This is a genomic window from Paenibacillus sp. J31R122 (assembly GCF_056269185.1).
In genome coordinates, this window is the sequence record NZ_JBWDNM010000004.1 from 209886 (window position 1) to 233095 (window position 23210).

The window sequence follows — 23210 nt, forward strand, 5'->3', positions numbered from 1 at the left end:
TGTTACGATAACTGCATACTTGCAAAGCGTTCAGTGTACAGCTGAAAATGTTTGCGGGAGAGGGAGAGTAGTTACTATGGAGATTGCGTTGACGACAAACAAACCTAACGAAAACCACGATTTAAGAATTAAAGGTCCGATTACTTGCTGGGATGAGGCACTTCCGCTTGGCAACGGCTTGACGGGCTGCCTTGTATACGGCAGCGGTGCGCCGCTTAGGTTCAGCTTGGATCGTGGAGATCTTTGGGATACTCGTGTGGCGCCGGAAACGGAAGCAGAAGATTACCGGTATGCCCAATTGATCGAGCTTGTGAAGAATGGTGAGTATCAAGAAGTAAATAAGCGGTTCGACTCCTTTTACGACCAAACGACGCCGACCAAAATTCCGGTCGGGGCGCTCGAGCTTGACTTCGGAAAAGCAGCAGACCACGTGGAAAACCGTATCGTTCTGAAAAAAGCACTTGCGGAGGTTACTCTACATTTTAACGGTAAAGAGACTGTTGTCAGCAGTTTTTTGAGTGCAACGCAGTCGGTTGGATTCATTTCGGTTCATGGCAATGCCGACATTCCCACTATCCGTTTGGACCCTCCTAACTATAGTGGCGCGGGGGAGCTTAATTCCGTACCCTCTTCCGTAGGCAACCTCGGGTATCCAGCCGGGACAGTAACTCGGGAAGGTGACACGATGCTTTACGTGCAGCCGACTTGTGGATCTTTATCGTTCGCCATTGCGGTTGCCTGGGTACATAAAGGGGATTCACTTGAAATCGCTTACACCATCAAGGCCAGCACAGACGGCGAGAACTGGTTGGAGCACGCGCAAACGGTCGTTCGAGAAGCGTTGGCAAGAGGTTTTGATGGCGCGCTTATGGAGCACGAGTCATGGTGGGACGCTTATTGGAAAAAGAGTGAAATGACTTTGCCTGATAAGGAGATGGAACGGCAGTGGTATCATACGCATTATTTGTTCGGATCCTGCTCTCGAAAAGGGGCGCCACCGATGCCGCTGCAGGGTGTTTGGACCGCGGACGGAGGTAAGCTGCCACCTTGGAAGGGCGACTATCATAATGATTTGAATACCCAGTTGAGCTACTGGCCATATATGAAAGCGAACCATCTGGAAGAAGGGGAAAGCTTCATCGACTTACTCTGGAACCTGAGGCCACAGGCCAAGGCGTTCGCAGAGCGGTTTTTTGAGGCGCCGGGTATTTGTTTGCCTTCAGTCATGGGGATCAGTGGCGAGTCGCTTGGAGGCTGGGTCATGTATTCTACGAATCTAGTTAATCAGATTTGGCTGTGTCAGGCGTTCGACCATTATTGGCTGTATACGGGTGATCTGGAATTTTTGGAGCACAAGGCTTATGTATATTTCCGCGAAACGGCGGCCTGCGTCCAGCATTGGCTGAAACCAGGCCCGGACGGAAAACTGCTGCTGCCGCTGTCCAGCTCGCCGGAGATTCACGACAATTCGCCGGCCGCATGGCTGACGTCGAACAGCAATAACGATTTGGCGCTGCTTCACTATTTGTTCGAGACGCTTAAGCAGTACGAGCAACTCCTCGGACGGGACAAAGAGGCGAAGGAATGGGGCGACATTCGATCACAGCTATCGGATCTTGCAGTGAATAAGGACAAAGTGCTCATGCTTAGTCCGGACGAATCCCTTGCGGAGAGTCACCGTCATATGTCGCATCTGATGGCGATTTATCCGCTGAATCTGGTACAATACGACCGTTCGGAACGGGAAAAGGAGATCATTGAAGCGTCGCTTATACAGATCGAGCAGCTCGGTTCTGCACAATGGGTTGGTTATTCCTTTGCGTGGGTGGCCGATTTGTATGCTCGCGCGCGAAATGGTGAGCAGGCGTATCGATATCTTCACATTTTCTGGGATGCTTTTATTTCTGGTAACGGATTTCATCTCAACGGCGACCAGAAGAAGATGGGGTACAGCTCGTTCCACTATCGCCCGTTTACGCTTGAGGGCAATATGGCGGCTGCGGACGCCTTGCAGGAAATGCTGCTTCAAAATCACGAAGGATTTATCCGCCTCTTCCCGGCTATTCCAGATGAATGGAAGCAAAGTGGTGTATCTTTCCGTCGTTTCAGGAGCGGGATGGGAAGCCTCGTTTCTGCTGAATTCGCAAACGGACGGCTTATGTACGTTACTCTCGAGGCAGATCGGGAAGTCAGGCTTCAAGTACTCAACAGTTTCGATGCGGATGAGCTCGAAATTGTGCAAGGGGAAAACGCAAGCGTACGTTTTGCCAGGATTGGGGAAACGTTCACGATTGACTTGCGGGCAGGGGAGTCTCTTTTGATTAAATCTGTATGCAATTGATGTAAGAAAAGTACTTTTATAGCTGACTACAAATTGGGGGGAGGGTACAATGCCTTCCCCTTATTTTTTATGAATAAGCCAATTATCGAAATCTCCGTTGATCCATCATAATGTCCGCATAGTGCAAAATTAAGTCTTGTTAATTCAAAGACTAATAAATCTTGGGAGTTTATCATAAAAGGAAACGCTTTCATTAATAAGTGACGAATATGATCATAAAGACTGATAAATTAATTAAACATCAATTAAATAATTTAGCAAATGGAGATGAGAATATGTCGGGGAATAAAGCAGTTGTTTATAGTAAACCGGGAAGTGTTGAAGTAAGAGATACAGCGTATCCTGATTTAGTGTTGAAGGATGGTCCGGGTGTCAATCCATTAAATGTAGGACGTAAATGCGAGCATGGAGTTATTCTGAAAGTGATTACAACGAATATATGCGGAAGCGATCAGCACATGGTTAGAGGACGGACTACGGCACCATCCGGTCTTATTCTAGGTCATGAAATAACAGGTGAAGTTATTGAAGTAGGTCGAGACGTAGAGTTTATAAAAAAAGGTGACTTGGTCTCTGTTCCATTTAATATTGCATGTGGTCGTTGCCGCAGTTGTAAAGAACGTAATACAAATATATGTTTAAACGTCAATCCAGATCGTCCTGGTTCGGCCTACGGTTATGTGGATATGGGCGGATGGGTTGGCGGGCAATCCGAATATGTCATGGTTCCTTATGCAGATTTTCAATTATTGAAGTTCCCGGATAAAGAGAAGGCAATGGAAAAAATTCTCGATTTAACGATGCTCTCGGATATCTTTCCTACAGGTTATCATGGTGCGGTTAGTGCAGGAGTTCGCCCGGGCTCAACTGTATATGTTGCCGGTGCAGGTCCGGTAGGTCTTGCCGCAGCGCACTCTGCACAATTGCTAGGAGCAGCGGTTGTTATCGTCGGTGATTTAAATGCGGATCGTCTTGCCCAAGCGAAAAGCTTTGGCTGTGAGACGGTCAATCTGCGTGAGAATGGCGATTTGGCTGGACAAATTGATCAAATTTTGGGCTCTCCTGAAGTAGACTCAGCGATTGACTGCGTTGGATTCGAAGCTCATGGACATGGAAATGGGCATGGCGAAGCGCCAGCAACTGTATTGAATTCCATCATGGAAGTTACCCGTGCAGGCGGCAGCTTAGGAATTCCAGGACTCTATGTAACGGGTGATCCGGGGGCTGTAGATGAAGACTCGAAAATTGGAACATTGAAAATTCGTTTTGGTCTCGGTTGGGCTAAATCCCACACTTTTGTGACAGGCCAAACACCAGTTATGAAATACAACAGAGAATTGATGATGGCGATTATGAGCGGACGTGCACAAATTGCTAAAGCTGTGAATGCCACACTTATATCATTAAATGAGGCTCCAAAAGCTTATCAGGATTTTGATCGCGGCGTTTCCCGGAAATTTGTTATTGATCCCCATGGAGTTGTTAAATAACGGTATAGACGGAACATTCAAGCCGGATAAAAATAGGGATTTTCAAAGTATGGTTATCCGAATCCACAAGGTAGTTCAATGAGAAGAAAAGTTACTTTCATCGAATAGGGGAGGGAAATTATGCGAACGCCAGAAATGAAAAGAGATTCGGAACATGACGTCCTATGTATGACGGAATTCGGAGCAAAGCCTAATTCAGGAGAAGATACGGTGAAAGCTATGCAGCTTGCTGTTGCTGCGATCTCCCAAATGAAGGGACCCGTATTACTTAACTTCCCAAGAGGGCGTTATGATTTTTACCCAGATCATGCAGCCAAAGTGCCTTATTATATTTCTAATACAGCCAGCGAAGAAGAAAATACAGATGTTGTGAAAACAATCGGTATTTTATTTAGAGAGATGAACAATGTCATTGTTGAAGGCAATGGGTCGTTATTTGTATTCCATGGTAAACAAACGATGATCGTATTGGATCATTGCGAGAACATCGAAATTCGAAACGTAGATACCGATTTTCAGCATCCTACTATGGCGGAAATGACCGTTGAGGTTGTCGGAAACGACTATATGGATATTAAAGTTCATCCCACTACGCGATACGAGATCGAAAACGGAAAACTGAACTGGATTGGTGAAGGCTGGCGTTTCCATAATGGTCACATGCAAGAGTATGATCCGCTCAAAAATACGACTTGGCGTATCGGAAATTTGGCAGAAACAACAACTCATGTTGAAGAATTAGAGCCTTTACGGCTGCGGCTTTATTACGAAGCTGCTCCTGCAACAGTTGCCGGTCGGGTGTTGCAAGTGCGTGATGGCATACGTGATCAAGTAGGAGTGTTCATTCACAAGAGTCGTAACATTATATGGAATAGTGTTGGAATGCATTATCTGCATGGATTAGGAATCGTATGCCAATTTAGCGATAACTTGACCTTCGATAGAATGAATATGGCGCCTCGTCCAGAAACGGGGCGTACTGTCGCAGCTTTTGCTGATTTTATGCATTTCTCAGGTTGTTGCGGAAAAGTTGCCATATTGAATAGTCATTTTGAAGGAGCGCATGATGATGCGATCAATGTGCATGGTACTCATCTGCGTATTATCGATAAACCGGCGCCCAATCAAGTGTTGGTAAGGTTTATGCATGGACAAAGCTATGGGTTTGATGCCTTTTTCCCAGGGGATGTAATTGATTTCGTTCGTTCACGCTCGTTAACTGTGTATGCTAGTAATATAGTGAAGACTGCAGATTTCATAAATCCTCGGGATATATTGCTTACTCTGGAGCAGACCGTACAAGGTTTTATCGAAACGGATGATGTGATCGAGAACGTAACTTGGACACCGGAAGTTGAGATTAGGAATAATTATTTTACACGCGTTCCGACACGCGGAATACTTGTATCCACACGACGAAGAATTACGATCGAAGAAAACGTATTTGAACGTATACCTATGAGTGCGATTTTAATTGCCAATGACGCAGAAAGCTGGTATGAATCCGGCATGGTGAAGGATGTAATGATCCGTGGGAACAGATTTATCGAATGCGGTGGCGGCGGTAATCCAGTCATCTATGTCGCCCCTGAGAATAGCGATGTAGGTGTGGAATTTCCTGTCCACAGCAATATTCATATCGAGAATAATGTTATCCATATGAAGGATGTTGCTGTTCTGTCTGCCAAAAGTACGCATTGTTTAAGTTTTAAAAATAATGAAATCATCGCAACAAGCGCCCACAATCCATTTGAAACGCCTATTATTAAGTTGACGGCATGCAGTGAAGTAACAATTGCCGGTAACAGATTCATTGGAGAAGGAATCAACAAGAACGTACTAGTAGAGTCGATGCCTTTGAAGAATGTAACGGTCTCCCCGGAACAGGGTTTACTGTTTTATGGGCAGACTCGTCATTGGAACGAAGCTTGAGAGACTGAGGGGCACATTTTTCAGATATTTATTTGTTGCATGAATGGCAACGGATTGGACGTTTCAGGCTGTTGAGAAAGTACCTTTTGATAGAAATTTTTGAATAAAAACCCGCATAAACATGGGAAAGTCTTTTTCCATAGATTCGGCTTTTCTCAACAGTCTGACGTTTATTGTTTGTAAGGATTCTATACGGTCGCTAGTCTCTCGACCGCCGAAAGCAGCCCTTCGGCGCTTACCGATATTGTGATCATGCCTGGGATTGGTCTTGACCGCAGCATTATGGTCGCAATGCCGGCTTCCGAGCGTATCGGATCCGGGTTGATCACGACCGCGGGGTCTTCGATCTTAACGTTCGTTCCTAGTGCTATCAATTCGTTCCCACATCATGATCGCTTTTCATTAATAATCTGTACTGGGAAAGAGGCACTCCGACATGCTTTTTAAATAAAGTATAAAAATAATTTAAATCCTCCCAGCCGCATTGGTCCAAAATCTCTTTGGTCGATAAACTGGTTTCCTGAAGTAATTGCTTCACTCGATCCATTCGAACATTCGTTATGTGCTCAGCGACTGATGTTCCTGTCGCCTCTTTGAATATTCTCCCTACATAGACGTTTGACATTTGAACTTCTTCGGCAAGCATACTCAGGTTTAGATTTTTATCTGAATATCTGTCCGCAATCATTTTTTGAATGAGAACTACGATAACATTGTGTTTGTTGTGTTTAATGGTGTCTAAAGTCGAGACGACCTCAGTGAATATAGTTTCAAACGATTGATTAATTTCATCGATTGTTTCAAGACGATCGATTTTGGAGTAAAATGTGTGAACCTCATTCGATATACGGGAGTTACTGTTGTCTGCAACAGAATGAAAGGCGCTGCTGATCATAAACATGAGATGCATGAATGATGAAAGCGTTGTCTCATATGTCATACCGGTTAACCCAAGAACAATTTCGTAATAGTACTTCTTGGCTTTATCCAAATGGCCGAGTTTAAGCGAATCTAGTATTAGTTTTGCCTTACCTTCAGGAAAGGGTGAAGGGTTCAAACAGATGGAAGACCGGAATGCTGGAGTAAGAATACTGCCGTGTCCGGCTACTAAACGGTACAAAGAAAGTGCCGAGATGTCGGAAAACGCTTGGTTAAGCAGGGCACCGGACTTTATTTTTTCACTTATTGTGGCAGATAGAGAAAAATTTAAATATTCGCGAACTGAATGTTGTATGTTCTGAGTTAGAGTCAAAATATCCATTTCCTCTTCTTCCGAGCCCGTAGATTCCAGAAGCAATACGAAATTGTCGGCATCCATTTCAATGATGTCTCCAGAAGTGAATAGGTTTGAAGAAATATTTTCAATAATGTTCATAATTCCAAATTTCAGAAGGCCTTGATCCCTTTCATTATAGTTTTCTTGAAAATCACGGTAATAATCAATTCTGAATAAAATTATCCGAAGTGAGCCGGATAAATTCGTTTTGATGCCAAGGTCTTCTTTTTGAGCTTGTAACTCCTCGCGATCGATTACCTTATAGCCAAGTATTAAATCTTTAAGATAATTGTTTTTCAATGATTGACGATGATCCCGCTGCTTGCGTTCCAATTCATCGCTTCTCAGTCGTAGTGTTTCAATGAGCCTTCTGAACAGAGTATAAAACGTTTTCGACAATAAAAAGGATAAGAGTAGTCCCACTAGTAGTACGGCCATGCTTGTATATACCGTGAAAGACTTAACGGCTTCCACTGGAGCCATGAATGATTTGTGTGAGGTCAAGCTGATGAATTTCCATTCTGGCATTTCTGAGGAGAAAAAGGTAACATTGTAGCTTTGTCCGCTAATGTTTGCTTTAAAGTTGCCTGAGATCTGTGCGGAGGCCAGTACGGTTTGGATGTACTTCTCATTCCGAATATTTCGTAAAAATACTTTCTCAGACGTATGGTTTACCACGGTTCCATTAGAGTCGATCACGACAATATCGTTGCCGGTAACGGCGGTGTTGATATTTAAAGAAGCGATAAGCTCACGAAGGGCACTCGCTTTAATGTTGACGACTAACGCTTCGTCAGTCTTTTTCTCAGGGTCTGTCTGATAGGGAAGAATATACGTATAAACATTGGCGAATTGCGAAGAGGAATTCGCTTTTGGGATTCTGCGGGCTATAGGCATTCCAGACAAAGCTTGCTTGTCTTGTTTTTGAATTAAGCTGACAACATCTTTATCGTAAAATGTTTTGGTGGAATGAAACCCTCCGTCCTCCGTAGATGTGATCCGGTCGAGAGATAGGGAGACGGTGTACATCGAGTAAACGTAATCATTTGTCATCAATAGTTGGTCCAGATTCCGTAAAGCATTGTTGAGCGCCAACCTGTCATCGCTAGGACCATACAGGAGGTTCGGGACGTTAGGCCCGGTAATCGCTGCGGATATGAATTTACGAGCTAAACTATCCATGTAAGTCATACTGTAGCTTATCTGATGTAAAATCGACTTGTTTTTCCTAGTTTCATTTTCCAACGAAGCCTCGCTGTATTTGAAGTACAAGATGGCAGACAAACCGAAGATCAGGATAGTAAGGGATATGGTAGTAGCAAGTAGCAATTTTGAATACAAACTATTAAAGCGCAATTTGAAACGAAAAGCCATAAGTGAATCCCCCCTCTATCGTAACTATAACCTCATAATCTATAGCGCCATTCCCTCCCATCATATCCACATCCTTTATTTTCAACAATTAATGAGAGATTACTACATACTTTGTAAACTTTCGGCATTCCCCTCTTTTTTCCTGCCGTAGTCTCTGGAAGTTGTATTATAAGTTGAAATATCAAAGAAATGTATATTTTTGAATGAACGATAAACATGCATTGTCAAAGGAAAATATGATTTTTTCTGTATAAAACTATTCTTTAAACAGCTAGTCTGATAGTGAGCACGAGCAAAATGAACCTTTAGAGAAAGAAGGAGTGGGTGAATGAAAAACAACGTGCTATCGTCAGGATCCGCGGAGAAAGGAAGCCAAAAGACCGGTTACTTGCATGCTTTTCTGAAAGAAATGGTAAGACGATGGCCTTTTTATGTCATGATTTTGCCAGGATTACTTTATTTCGTAATCTTTCATTACTTGCCTATGTTCGGGGCGATGATCGCTTTTAAGGATTATAATGCGGTAATTGGCGTATGGGCTAGCGAATGGATTGGATTTAAAAACTTTGAGTTTTTTTTAAAGTCCGATTCAGCATGGAGGGTCACCTTTAATACGATCTATTACAACTTGGTAATCTTGGTATCGGTAACTGCTATTTCTGTAATTTTCTCCATTCTGTTACAAGAAACTGGAGGACGGTTTAGAACAGGATTTTACATAAGCGCAATGCTGATGCCGTTATTTCTATCTTGGGTAGTGGGAGAATATATTGTTTACACATTGCTCAGCACTGATCATGGACTTATAAATGCTATTCGGAAATCACTGGGGTTCGAAGCGATTCATTGGTATGGCGAACCGTTATACTGGCGTTTTATTATGCCCTTTGCCTATATATTAAAGTCAGTAGGGTATAATTCGGTCATTTACGTTGCGGCCATAACGGGAATATCACCGGAGTATTATGAAGCTGCGGAAATCGACGGTGCGAGCAAATGGCAGAAATCAATATATATTACCATTCCACTCTTGATGCCGGTAGTGTTCATTCTTATGCTACTCTCGTTTGGAAAGATTTTTAGTGGTGGGCTTGGCGACTGGGGTGCATTCTACAACTTGCCAAGGGATTCAGGAATTTTATATTCGACTACTGACGTCATCGATACGTACGTTTTTAGATCACTGAGAGTCGTTAGCGACATTGGGATGTCGGCTGCAGTAGGCTTGTATCAAGCGGTTGTAGGGTTAGTGCTTGTATTAATTTCGAACTATATGGTAAAAAAATACGATTCTGACAGCTCGTTATTCTAGTCTGCTCATTGGGGAGTGTGATCAATTGAAGATGCTACCATTACAAAATGGTGGAGTATTACCAAAGTTCGCAGTCAATTTAATTTTCATTCTATATAGTGCGATGTGTGTGATTCCGTTGTTGATGGTACTATCTGTTTCGTTAACGGGAGAGAAATCGCTATTAACTGATGGGTACAACCTTATTCCGAAAGATTTCAGTCTAGCGGGCTATCAGTTTGTATTGTTTGGCTCTACATCGATCATGAACGCTTATAAGGTAACGGTCATCGTCACGGTCGCCGGCACGATTCTTCATTTGCTTATAACATCGATGATGTCATATGCCATCTCAAGAAATGAAGTGAAGTATAAGAATCAGGTAGCATTTCTTGTTTTTTTCACCATTTTATTTAACGGGGGACTCGCTCCTTATTATATTCTAATTACCCGATACCTTCACCTGAAAGATACGATGTTTGTTTTGATCGCAGTATTGCTCGTGTCTCCAGTGCATGTGCTGATTATGCGTAATTTCTTCAAGGCGCTACCCAATTCGATTATTGAATCGGCGAGAATAGATGGTTCGGGGGAATTCAATACTTTCTACCGTATTGTCCTCCCTTTATCTACTCCTGTTCTTGCGACAATCGGATTGTTTATTTCAATTGCTTACTGGAACGACTGGTTTGCCAGCGCGCTGTTTATTGAAAACAATAAGCTGTATTCACTTCAATATTTACTTAAGTCTTTACTAACGAACATACAGTATTTGCTAAGCAATGATAGCGCCTCTAGATCAATTGAACTGTCGACGGGGAATCTACCAAGCGAAAGCGCCAGAATGGCTGCATGTATCCTTTCGATAGGGCCAATTATTATAATATATCCATTTTTGCAGCAGTATTTTGTTAAGGGGCTTACCCTTGGAGCCGTTAAAGCATAAAAGGCTGCAAAAGCTCTCTTTGATTTCTGTAAATGATAAATTGTTGAGAAGTATTATTTTTTAGAGAGCTGAAATGATGATTTATCAAAGGAAAGTACACTTTTTTATGTTTTCAATACTTGTTAGATCAACTAGTGTGAAATTGTAATAGGTAGTACTGGAGTCTTTTTTAGTGAATGGGGGGGAACTGCATAGTAAATACAGGAGGTGAAATATGGTAAAACGAAAAAGGCTTATGACATCGGCAATCGCATTAGTACTTGTATCTACCCTTTCACTCATCGGATGTGCAACAAAGGGCAATTATGGAGCGAACAACGGCAACGCATTGCCGGGTGAGACGACTAAAGAGTCGGTGACACTTGACGATCCGCCTGTTGAATTGACATTCTATATTGCTAATTCTCCGGTTAAAGACTTAGAAAGAATTATGGAAGAGGCCAACAAGATCATAAAGGAAGAAATTAACGCCAAGTTGAAGCTTGTCGTTATCGATTGGAATGCCTATCCACAAAAAATGAATTTGATGATTTCGTCAGGAGAACCGTTTGATCTGGCCTTTACTGGAAGCTTCGGAGAATTAAATTATTTCCAGAATGCGTCCAAAGGAGCTTATAAAGATATTACAGATCTGTTGACGGAGTACGCCCCTGTAACCAAATCAAGAGTACCTCAGAATTTGTGGAAAGGAGTAGTGGTGCAAGGTAAAGTTTACGGTTCCATTAACTATCAAATATGGGGAATGGCCGGAGCAAGAGGGGTAGAATTAAGAAAGGATTTCGTTGACAAGTATAATTTTGACTGGAAATCGGTCGAAAAATGGGATGACCTGACACCGTTTCTGAGTGCTGTGAAACAAGGGGAACCTAATATCATTCCTTGGGAATATAGCAACCAAGCCGACAATTTTGCAGATATGCCGATCGTTTATGGGATGGATTCAGTAGGAGACAATAAAATCCCAGGTTGGATACGGTTTGATGATGGTGACCTCAATGTGTTCAACCAATATGAAACGGAGGAGTACAAGGATTATCTGAAAACGTTTAGAAATTGGTATAAGAATGGCTACATTAAGACCGATGCTGCTACGATGAAGGATTATATCCCAGACAGAAAAGCTGGTCGGATTGCTGCGAAGTACGTTAACCCTTATCCTGACTTAATTGATATGCCTGAGCTTGAAGCTCAATCGTTTATGGCCCACGCGCCGGCGGAAGAGAAGATTTATTCTTATAAGAAAAGGTTTACCGAGCCATTTATATCTGCTAATGGACCTTCTATGGCATTAGTCGCTGTCGGTGCCAACTCGAAGCATCCAGAAAAAGCGGTTCAATTGATCGAGCTGTTGAATACGAACGACGAGTTATTCCATCTTCTGGCTTTCGGCCAGGAAGGATCAGATTACAAGAAGCTTAACGACAAACAGATTGAAATGATCCCAGGTATGTACAATTTTAATTGGAGTGAATGGGAGATCGGACAGTCTTATGGCAGGATGCTTTGGGATCAAAATACGAATATGGAAACGCAAGAGAAGTCTCTCAAAATTGTATACAATGCTGACAAAACGGCGAAGGTATCGCCTGTGATGGGATTCGTATTCAATTCTGCGCCGGTAAAAACTCAAACCGCCAACGTTGACGCTATATTGAAAGAATATCTATATACACTAAATTCTGGTTCGGTAGATCCGGACAAGTACTATGATGAATTTCTGAGCAAATTGAAAAAAGCTGGAGCCGACGATATTATCGCCGAGAAGCAAAAACAAATCAATGAATGGAGAATGGCAAGCGGCTCGTAAGCACTGAAGGAGTATATCATAACCAGTTGGATTGGTTGTACTGTATTTATACTCTAATTACTAACAAGAAATGGCGCCCTTTCATTTAGTAATATCAGATCAATGAGAGGGGGGGATCTTGTATAAGGAATCATCAGACATAATTAAAAAGAAAGCGTTGTCATTTTATCTTGTAAATTAATTATTGGAGGTTATTGCAGATATGAATAAAGTGAACAAGTCAATGAGTGCTGCTATCAGAATACCGTTTCAAGGGGAGGAAAGAAGCAAATGATGAAAAAATTCAAAAAAATCACCTCAGCAACATTGGCAGCTGCAATGATAATGACAGCATTTACGTTTGCAATCCCAAACACTAAAGTAAATGCTCAGCAAGTGACAGGTAATGCGCCTTTTATAAATTCGTGGTTGGTATCAGGTCCATTTGATTCGCCTGTAGTGGACAACATTTATAAGACTGTAGTGGGAGAAAATGTGAACCTTGCGCCATTGGCATCAGAAGTAACGGCTTCTTCGTCAACTCTTGCAGTAAACCCTGTTTCTTACTTAGTCGATGGAAATTCTAAAAAACAGTGGGTGACAGAAAGAGATACTGCCCCTTGGGTAAATCTAAAATGGGCTAAACCTATTGCAATCACTGAAGTGAAAATAGCGCAATGGGGCGATTCGCGCCACGTAAACAATGTGTATCATCTTACGTTCACTCTTGAAGACGGCAGCAAAGTAGAATCTGGAGAGGTTAAAAGTACATCTTCTAATCCATCCGAACCAACTGTGTATGCTTTATCATCTGGGCTAAAGAATGTAGTTCAAATGAAAATTGAAATAGATAAGGGTCGTACGCCTTATCCTGGAATCACTGGCCTTTCAGAAGTAGAAGTGTACAATAAACCGACAGTCACAGATGTAGATCCAACGGCTACAATCACTCCTGATGTTGGCAAGTCATTAAGTTTCGAAGCTGAAAGTAATAAATGGGAATACTTCGATGATCGTCTTTATAACAGAAACTATGATGATTATCAAGACTTACATGGTTACTATGAAGTGAAAAAAGGTGTAGATACGAGAAATAAATACGTGTATGCACACTCATACGTTTACAGTCCGGTAGAACAAAAAGCGTATTTCAATGTAGGCGCCAGTGGTTCGTATCGACTTTATGTAAACGATAAAGTTTTGACTGCACCGACTGTACCAGTAGAAGTGCATAAGGATTTAACAAAAAAAGAGATTCAGTTAAAGCAGGGCTGGAATAAATTAATGATTCAAATCAAGCACTCCTATACAGAAGATGTTAATGAAAATGGTGTTCCATTAGGCTTAGATGACAGTGCAGCGTACCTTGGGTTCTATGGAAGAGTTGCAGATCAAAATGGAAATAAAATAGAAGGACTTGTTCATTCAACGAAAGATGGTTCAGGAACGCTAGAAATTGTTACACAAAAACTATCCGCTGAGGATGCTGTTAAAAATCCTCTTCCAACTGGTAATATGCCGATTGGCTACAAGGAATGGCCTTATGTATGGAATAAATCGAAAGGGAATAAGAAATACGGCGTAGCAGCATCGTCCTTCCAATTTATGGCGGGCGGGGGAGCTCCCGGTTATACATGGAGTATCGTAGAGGGTAAACTGCCTGACGGCTTGGAATTAAATGCCGATGGCACAATCGCAGATGGATTAAATAGTGGGAACGTTGATTTAAATAGTAGCAAAGGCATCATCAGTATCAATACGAAACCAGGTGATTACAACTTTACGATACAAGTAAAGGATCGAAACGGAGATACAAATAGAAAAAATATGACGATTACAGTAAAGGAACGCCCTAATAAATGGTTTGAAGAAGGGCGAGTGGGTGCTTTAACTCATGCTGCTCCAATTTACAGCTACTTTGTTGACCCGAATTTCTCTGCCGATTTATGGGCGGAAAGGGCGAAACTTCAAGGGCATTCATTAGTTTCGGTTGAATCGATACAACAAGCATATCTTTGGCCGTCCAAGTTTGCTGATCCAAAACATGATCGGCATCAATATCTTCCAAAAGATAAAAGCGGTAAAGTTGTAGATGGATTGAAACAGTTTGAATTAGCAGTAAAACGTTATGGCATGAAGTTTGGGCTGTATTATGGCGGAGGGGTGCCAAACTACACGACGGACGTCTATGTTCAGAATCAAGAGGATTTAATTGAACGGTATGCTCCGGATTATATTTATTATGATGGGCCGCAAGGGATCCCTAACGCGAATTTTGACGTGATATATAGTGTTGTACGCAATTATAGCGATGATATTATTATAAACTCAAATGCATGGGGCGATGAGTATGGAGACCCTGATTTAAGAACCGAAGAAGCATCTGGTATTTACAGTAATGGCGCTGCAAATCATCTTTTAAAACGTACGATTATGGAACCATGGAAAATGATTCACACAAAAAACGGCTTATCTCCATATTACGGTAAACGTGATGACTACAGGCAAGTTGCCAAGGAAATGATTATGAATGTTGGCAGAGGCTATGTGGATAATAATGATCAGACGCCTGTAGATAGCCGCGGACCAAATTGGAACTCTCCTGAGGAAATTGCGACAAGGTATCCTAAAGCAGAGCAGGAATACATTGATGTGAGAGATAGTTTTGTAGGATGGTTTGCGCCTGAGGGCAAGCCGGAAAGACACGAGTCTACAACGGGTACCATGCCTTATTTCTTATCGGGCTATGGCTACGAAGATGATGGGAAAGGCAATTATGAAAAATTTGCTTTAGCTAACAGTACTACAGGCCCACAATGGGGATATGCAACGTATAGAGACAACAATGTGTATCTGCATGTGATGAAAGGACCTGACAGTAAAAAAGGGTTTAACGCCATTGAAGGAAAGTCTTTGACCATTCGTCCGGTTAAAGATAAGGTGACATCCGTGACATGGTTGAACGAGAATATCCCGGTCACATCGTTTGTACAAAATGGAGACAGCTTGACAATCAATCTTGCTAACGTTCAAGAGGATACAGTGGATACGATCATTAAGATTGTAACCGATAATCCTACACGCAACTATACACTTACTAATGTACATGCAACAGGGGAGCAGCTAACGCCTTCATCGCTTAAAATCAACGCTGAGGGATATATGACATTCCCAGCGCTGAAAGCCCAGCTTTCAGGTATCACTTATAGCAGTGGAAATCCAGCAATAGCTGCTGTTGATGCTAACGGAATTGTGACTCCGGTATCAAACGGAACAACATCCATCACCGTAAGTGCTGCTTATGAGGGTGTTACGAAGCAGGACATCTTAAAAGTAACAGCTAAAGATGGAGTCATTTATGTTGGAGAGAGCATGATTGGCGCAACTTTGTTGATTGAAGGTAAAGAGGCCTATGGTGAGTTTAATTTACTGAAAGGCTTACGCTATGAAATAGCAGGCAGATCAGCTAAAGGCGGAGCGATCGGTCTTGATACTGCAAATATTACATGGCATGGCGGTACGATTGATCTAAAAGCCGGGGATAAGTTGAAGCCGGTCAATATCAATGAAGTAGATACATTCACTTTCGGGAAAAATGAAATTATCCCACCTTATGTAGATAAGCTAACACGAGGAGTTGTGTGGGCGGATGTAACGTTGGATGGTCAAACATTTACAACGAATAAAGTATTCATGGACCTGCTGCCACATGAAAATCTTGCGAGTGCTGATGAAATTACAGCAAGTCATGATCAAGCTGCAGTAAGTCATCTAGTGGATGGAAGAACAATTGAAGGCGCTCTTTATGATCAATCCAAATGGTCGGTACCCGCAAATGAGAAGGCTTGGATTGAATTTAAGCTGCCGACAATCTCTGAGATTTCCAGCATCAATCTTAACTTTAATTCTTTGGAACAAAGATATATCAATACACCTAAAACAATAAAAATTCAAACGAGCGTTGATGGTGTGGAATGGAAAGATATCAGCACCGTCAACGGCCCGACGGGCTCTGCTAATTTTGGATTCTACAATCAATATGGATTAAACACAGGAGCGGGAGCTGCTCAATACGTTAAGTTACGATTTGAAAATGGTTCAAACGGGGCAACGATTGATTTACTTGAAGTGGCAATAAACGGAGTGGATAAGTCCGGGTTATTTGATCGATTCGATTATGCTTATAAGCCGGTTGGTGCTGCTACAGGTAAATATGACATTGCGGCATTTACGGGTAAGGGCGAACCGCTTGATATTAAAGATGCGAAGATCACAGTAACAAGCGAAAACCAGGATGTGATTACGGTGGATGAATCCAACCTGCTGACCGCTGTTTCACAGGGTATGGCAAAGGTTAACATCCGAGTGCAATTAGATGGACGCTCGATTGACAAAGTTACGTATCTTTTTGTTAATCAGTTAGGGGAAATCTACACAGCACCTTATTTAGAGAAAGTTAACGTAACTCTGAATAAAACGACCATTAAGCCGGGTGCTCCAATTGTGTCCACGATTAATGGCTTGTTGAATACCGGAGCGACAGCTGATTTATCAGGGGCTGCAGTAGAATATCAATTTAGCGATGCAAGATTATCTGTTGTTGAAGGCAGTAACACAATCGTTGTTAACGGCGATTTTGGCGTTGGGTTTATAGCAACCGTTACGGCAAAGGTTACTATAAACGGAGTGACCGTAATAAGTCATCCAATGACAATAAATGTAGCGAGTAATACGATTCCTCAATCACAAATGACGGCAACGGCGGCAAGTCAGGAAACGGCTAACGAGAACAATGCAGCCTCGATGGCAGTTGATGGAAACCCACAAACGTTTTGGCATACAAAGTGGGATAAATCCGGCGTTCTCCCTCAATCGATTATTTTAAATTTGGGAGGAACTCACCAAATTAATAAACTGGCGTATTTACCAAGACAATCAGGCAGCAACGGAAATATTACAAGCTATAACTTGTATGTAAGTGCGGATGGAGTATCCTTTACGAAGGTTGCAAATGGAAATTGGGCAAACGACAGCGTGGAGAAATTCGCATCATTTACCCCGACAAATGCATCATATGTCAAGCTCGAAGCAACAGCAGGCGTTGGTGGTTACGCATCAGCTGCTGAGATCAATGTAATACTTGAAACAGTGGAAGTACCACAATCCGTTATAACCGGGCCTGTTAAGGTGAACCCTGGCCAAACATTCAATCTGACGATGGGATTGGCTGGCGTTACGCAAAGTGAATACCAACAAGTGTATGCTCAAGATCTGACGCTTCACTATGATCCGGTGCGTGTACAATTTGAATCGGTTACATCATTGAAAGACGGATTTCAAATCATCGATCAAAAGGAAATTCCGGGACAGGTCCGGATTGTGGCTGCTAACGTGGGCACAGGCCAAGGAGTGAAGGCTGAAGGAGATTTCCTCTCATTCAAATTTACGGCCAAATCTGGATCTCAGGCAACCACTACGACCATTTCTGTAGACAATATCGCGATTGCTAACGCACTAGGAGACGAACTGCAGATCAAAGAAACGAAACATGACATTCAAATCGCAGAAGTTGTGGAAAAATCATTGCTAAATGAATTGATTGCAAGTGCTCAAGCGAAGTACGACGCTGCAGTGGAAGGAAATGAAGACGGCCTGTATGCAATTGGATCCAAAGCGTTATTAAGGTCCGCTATCGATGCGGCTAATGTGACAGCAAGTGATCCGAAAGCCTCTCAGCAGCAGGTGGATAATGCGAAAGGCGCATTGGAAGCTGCAATTCAAACGTTTAATAGCAAGAAGATATCTGCAAATGTCGATGGTAAAGGCGGCATCTCCATTGGAGATTTGGCTATTGTTGCAGGGGCTTATGGCACACAACAAGGTCAAGCAGGTTGGAATGTGAATGCAGATGTTAATAAAGACGGCAAGGTTGATATCGAAGACCTTGCAATCGTAGCGAAAGCGATCTTGCAATAAAAAAACGTAGCAGTGCTCGAGAACATAAAAAGGCCGGTCAGGGACGTTCCCTGACCGGCCTTTATTATGTTGTATAGCTTTCCCGTAAATGATTATGGTAACTCGTTAAAGATTATTGGAACCCACTAAAGTGAACTCGCTCGGCAATGATTGTAGACGGTAATTTCGCGGTTCGATAAGCTCGGAATAATCAATTCGCAACCGATGGGAGAACAGACGGCATGACTTATGAAAAATATGAGGATCGAATTAGAGAAAATCGCCAAAGCAATGACGAACGTTTTAATAGATATTCGCCCTATTGCGATTTCATCTATTATCCTTCGTCAAGGGAACCAGACCTTCGCTTAGCAATGAGAGTATTGAAGCCTCTAGAGCCCTCACACATTTTAGTTACAACACACGGCTGGCATATGAGTATCCCGCCTTTCGAGTATATGGATAAACCATATGGAGACGGCAAGTATTTGGTGGTCGAGGTGGATATGCGAGGAAGAGCTTTCTCTGATGGTAGTCCTGATTGCAATGGGTGGGAGCTATTAGATGTGATAGACGCTGTCCATTTTGTACGAAAGCACTATCAAGAATTCATTATTGATCCTCAGGTGGTGTATTTCGAGGGGGGTAGCGGTGGAGGAGGAAACGCTTATGCGATTATCGGCAAGTTTCCGGATTTTTTTGCAGCGGCCACAGCAATGTGCGGTATTTCGGATTATGAGCTGTGGTATGAGAATGATACCATCGGAGAGTTTCAGGATGAATTGGACGTTTGGATAGGTTTCCCGCCACAACATAATCCTGAAGCATATAAGTCTCGGAGTGGTTTAGCTCTGACTGAAAATCTGCTTACACCGTTATTCATCGCTCACGGTAATACCGACATTCGTGTGCCGGTAGATCACGCACGGATATATATGAACAGAATTCGGGAACTCGGGCTGTCTAATAGAGTCCAATATTTAGAACTGGCGGGGGTTGGAACCAGGGAGCACTGGGGAAATGCATCAAACGAGCAGATGACACAAATGCAGGAGTTGAGTGAGTATAACCGTATGCGTAACTCTATCCCCATTGAGATTCCAAATAAAGGATCATTCGTCGTAGCGGGATACCTCATCACGAAGAAGTTTTCAGTGGTGCTGAATTCATTAGATGAGGTGGCTATCGTGCATTATGACTTAAATAAGAAGGAATTTAATGTGACGGGCGGATTATCTGGCTACTCCATACATCAAAAGGATGTAGCCGACCGTGACAGTGATATAAGGGAGGTTTGGCATGAAGATAAGACATGAGAATACGAATGCACTTGAACCAACTTCACTAGATTCAATAGTAAAGCCGAAGGTCTTCAATCGAAAATTAAAAATTATCATTCGTGATCGATGGCTGTACCTTATGCTTTTGCCGGGCATTGTTTACTTCATATTATTTAAATATTTCCCGATGTGGGGCGTGCTGATCGCCTTCAAAAATTACCAGCCCTTCCTAGGCTTCTGGGATAGCGAGTGGGTGGGCTTGAAGCACTTCATACGTTTTTTTAACGAACCAACCTTTGTCATGTTATTTCGAAATACAGTCGTACTGGCGATTTATAATCTATTTTTCTTCTTTCCGCTGCCGATTATTGTCGCTCTGATGCTGAATGAAATTCGTAAGGAATTTTTCAAGCGGTTTGTTCAAACCTTGATCTATATTCCCCATTTCTTCTCTTGGGTCGTTGTTGTCGGTATTTTCTATATTTTGTTTACCGTTGAAGGCGGAGCGGTCAATGAGCTTATCGTGCAAATGGGCGGCGAGAAAACCAATTTTCTCATTAGTGCCGATTGGTTTCGCACAATGATTATGACGGAAGTCATCTGGAAAGAAACGGGCTGGGGCACAATCATTTTCCTAGCTGCGTTGGCGGGGGTGGATCCGGGACTATATGAAGCAGCGAAAATCGACGGTGCCGGACGGATGCGCCAGCTTTGGCATATTACACTGCCGGCAATACGCAGCACGATAATCATATTGCTAATTTTGCGATTAGGAGACTTCCTGGATACTGGCTTTGAACAGATTATTTTAATGATCAACGCTTTGAATCGTGAGGTTGGTGAAGTATTCGATACGTATGTCTATACGATAGGCATCAATCAGGGTCAATTTAGCTACAGTACGGCTGTCGGACTGTTCAAGTCAATTATTGGGCTGATACTTGTACTTGCCACGAATGCATTAGCGAAGAAAGCTGGAGAAGAAGGCATTTACTAGAAGAAGGATGTGAACTCATATGAAAGACCGAACAATTGGCGGAAGGCTATTTGATATCTTTAATATTACCGCATTGACTCTGATTGCAGCTTTTGCTGTACTTCCGTTTCTATATATCGTTCTTAATTCCTTCATGTCCGCAGAGGAATTCGCTAGGCGAGGTGTTGTGTTTTTTCCAAGGCAATGGTCATTGGATGCGTACATTTATATTTTCTCGACGGATACCATTGTCCGCAGCTTATTAAATACCATTTTTATTACTGTGGCGGGAACATCGATCAATCTCATATTCACATCCATAATGGCGTATCCTCTCTCGCGAAGAGATTTGCTGGGAAGAAGACCGATTATGCTGATGATCATTTTTTCGATGTTATTCAGCGGGGGAATGATTCCTGCTTTTCTGGTTGTGAAAGCATTAGGACTAATGAACTCGTTTTGGGCCTTGCTGCTTCCGGGTGCGATTAGCGCATTCAATCTTATTATTCTGAAAAACTTTTTTCAACAGATGCCTGACGGCATTGAAGAATCAGCCAAGATCGACGGCTGCAACGATCTGGGGATATTGATTAAAATCGTACTTCCCCTCTCGTTGCCCGCGATTGCGACATTTTCGTTATTTTACGCTGTTGGGCATTGGAACTCCTTTTTTTCAGCCATTCTGTATATCAATGATACGACCAAATGGCCCATTCAGGTTCTACTGCGACAGGTGGTCATTATGGCCGAAGGCGGTATAGGTGATTCAAGGCAGGTGAACGAAGCTTTCACGATTCCACCGCAGTCCGTCAAGATGGCGATTATAACGGTATCGACTCTGCCAATCTTAATTGTGTATCCATTTTTACAGAAACATTTTGCGAAAGGCGTACTATTAGGTTCGGTTAAAGGATGACGTATTAAGCGTTGTCATTTAATATAAAACTATGAGAGCAAGGGGAGGATTTTTCAATGAAAGGTTGGAATCGGTTACAAGGAATTTTGAAGTTCAGCGGGGTCGTTGCACTATCAGCGATTATACTGGCTGGATGCGGTCAGGGAAACGAAACAGGAACTAGCAACAACAAGAAGGGAAATTCATCATCGCCCACATCAGCTCAGTCTGCTGCCCCACAGGAAACGACGAAACCGAGCGAACCGCTTAAATTGTCCATGATGAATCAATACTACTCGGTCGAGCCGCCGAAAGCAGATAATGAAGCGATTAAGCTCATAGAGGAATATACCGGAACAAAGCTTGATATTACATGGGTTCCGAATTCTGCTTATAATGACAAAGTGAATGCAACGATTGCGGGCGGAGAGCTCCCTCAAATCATGCTGATCACGAGCAATAAGAGTCCTAGCATTGTTAATGCAGTGAAGTCAGGTATGTTCTGGGAAATCGGTCCTTATCTTCAGGATTATCCGAATTTGAGCAAGCTTAACTCACTCGTTCTGAATAATGTTTCCGTAGACGGCAAGGTGTATGGCATATACCGCAGCCGTCCCGTAGCTCGCGAAGGCGCTATTCTGCGTAAGGATTGGTTAACTTCATTAGGACTTAGTGAGCCGAAGACGCTTGATGACATTTACAATGTTATCAAAGCATTCGCTAAAGAAGATCCGGATAAGAATGGGAAAAATGATACATTTGGCATGTATGAGGGTAGAGCATTAAACGGCTTCTCGCCATTATTATCTTGGCATGGCGGTTATAATCTGTATGGAATTGAAGATGGGAAGGTTGTTGTTGACTTCTCTAAGGAAGAGTATCTGGAAGTCTTGAAATTCTATAAGCGCCTGTATGACGAGAAATTGATTAATCAGGATTTCGCGGTTGCACCGGGAAACAATCGCCGGGATACGATGAATCAAGGCAAAGCAGGCATCATTTTCGGCGCGCTAGATGATACGAACAGCGGTTTTAATGACTTGTATAAAGTAGTTCCAGATGCTGAGCTTGATGTGATCGGCAGTATCAACGGTCCGAAAGGCGAGCGACAAATGCTGTTCAACGGCGGTTATAACGGATTATATATGTTCCCGAAAACGAGCGTGAAAACAGAAGAAGAACTGAAGGGAATTCTTGCTTTCCTTGATAAGCTAGCGGATGAAGACATGCAAAACTTATTTGAATGGGGAATTGAAGGCAAGCATTATAAATTGGAAAATGGCGTACCTGTTCGTACAGATGGCAAGGCTTATGAAACTGACGTAAACTCAATTTACCAGCTTCGTTTCGATGATGGCAACTTGGTAACTGCTGGCGAGGATGCGCCAATTGTAAAGAAATACAAACAAATATTTAGAGATAATGTGGATATTGTTGTTGCGAATCCAGTGGAATCGTTCGAATCGGCTACCCTGGCAGAAAAAGGCTCTGAAATCACCAAAATCGTTCAAGACGCTAGGGTTAAATTCATTATGGGTGAGATTGATGAAGCTGGCTGGCATAGCGCTGTGGAACAATGGCGGAAAAGCGGCGGAGATCAAGCGCTTGCTGAGTATACGGAGCAATACAACGCTGTGCAGAAATAATAAAGTTCGTATAGCCATAGAA

Annotated in this window: 12 protein-coding genes; 11 read left to right on the forward strand and 1 reads right to left on the reverse strand. The window is 42.6% G+C overall.

The genetic code is table 11. The features are described 5' to 3' along the window. Positions 1-76: 76 nt before the first annotated feature. The 3 genes from AC0YN7_RS08930 to AC0YN7_RS08940 all read left to right on the forward strand — a co-directional run bounded on the left by AC0YN7_RS08930 (position 77) and on the right by AC0YN7_RS08940 (position 5763). On the forward strand, positions 77-2341 hold the full coding sequence (locus tag AC0YN7_RS08930; protein WP_475809626.1) for a glycosyl hydrolase family 95 catalytic domain-containing protein: 2265 nt from the start codon (positions 77-79) through the stop codon (positions 2339-2341). Between the two features lie 275 nt (positions 2342-2616). Further along, positions 2617-3831 (forward strand): formaldehyde dehydrogenase, glutathione-independent, encoded by a 1215-nt coding sequence (fdhA, locus tag AC0YN7_RS08935; protein WP_475809627.1) that lies wholly within the window; start codon positions 2617-2619, stop codon positions 3829-3831. Positions 3832-3951: 120 nt separating this feature from the next. After that, a complete protein-coding gene (locus tag AC0YN7_RS08940) occupies positions 3952-5763 on the forward strand; it encodes a right-handed parallel beta-helix repeat-containing protein (protein WP_475809628.1) in 1812 nt (603 codons plus the stop codon). Between the two features lie 370 nt (positions 5764-6133). Here AC0YN7_RS08940 and AC0YN7_RS08945 read toward each other — a convergent pair whose 3' ends face one another. Further along, positions 6134-8413: an AraC family transcriptional regulator gene (locus tag AC0YN7_RS08945; RefSeq protein WP_475809629.1), complete on the reverse strand. Its 2280-nt coding sequence runs from the start codon at positions 8411-8413 to the stop codon at positions 6134-6136. 328 nt (positions 8414-8741) lie between these two features. Between AC0YN7_RS08945 and AC0YN7_RS08950 the strand changes: the two genes are divergently transcribed. The 8 genes from AC0YN7_RS08950 (at position 8742) to AC0YN7_RS08985 (ending at position 23188) form a co-directional block, all read left to right on the forward strand. Beyond that, positions 8742-9725 (forward strand): ABC transporter permease, encoded by a 984-nt coding sequence (locus tag AC0YN7_RS08950; RefSeq protein WP_475809630.1) that lies wholly within the window; start codon positions 8742-8744, stop codon positions 9723-9725. Positions 9726-9756: 31 nt separating this feature from the next. After that, positions 9757-10650: a carbohydrate ABC transporter permease gene (locus AC0YN7_RS08955; RefSeq protein WP_475809779.1), complete on the forward strand. Its 894-nt coding sequence runs from the start codon at positions 9757-9759 to the stop codon at positions 10648-10650. Between the two features lie 214 nt (positions 10651-10864). After that, a complete protein-coding gene (locus AC0YN7_RS08960) occupies positions 10865-12457 on the forward strand; it encodes an ABC transporter substrate-binding protein (RefSeq protein WP_475809631.1) in 1593 nt (530 codons plus the stop codon). Between the two features lie 270 nt (positions 12458-12727). After that, positions 12728-18412, forward strand: a complete 5685-nt coding sequence (locus tag AC0YN7_RS08965) for a discoidin domain-containing protein (protein WP_475809632.1) — start codon at positions 12728-12730, stop codon at positions 18410-18412. A gap of 221 nt (positions 18413-18633) precedes the next feature. Beyond that, the gene (locus AC0YN7_RS08970) at positions 18634-19707 is read left to right on the forward strand and encodes an alpha/beta hydrolase family protein (RefSeq protein ID WP_475809633.1); all 1074 of its coding nucleotides are present in this window, start codon (positions 18634-18636) and stop codon (positions 19705-19707) included. Further along, positions 19691-20668, forward strand: coding sequence for an ABC transporter permease (locus AC0YN7_RS08975; RefSeq protein WP_475809634.1), 978 nt, complete (start codon positions 19691-19693; stop codon positions 20666-20668). Before AC0YN7_RS08970 ends, AC0YN7_RS08975 begins: the two co-directional genes overlap by 17 nt. 19 nt (positions 20669-20687) lie before the next feature. Further along, entirely contained in the window at positions 20688-21563 is an 876-nt protein-coding gene (locus AC0YN7_RS08980; RefSeq protein WP_475809635.1) for a carbohydrate ABC transporter permease, read from the forward strand. Positions 21564-21619: 56 nt separating this feature from the next. Further along, complete coding sequence (locus AC0YN7_RS08985) at positions 21620-23188, forward strand: extracellular solute-binding protein (protein ID WP_475809636.1); 1569 nt, start codon at positions 21620-21622, stop codon at positions 23186-23188. Positions 23189-23210: the final 22 nt, after the last annotated feature.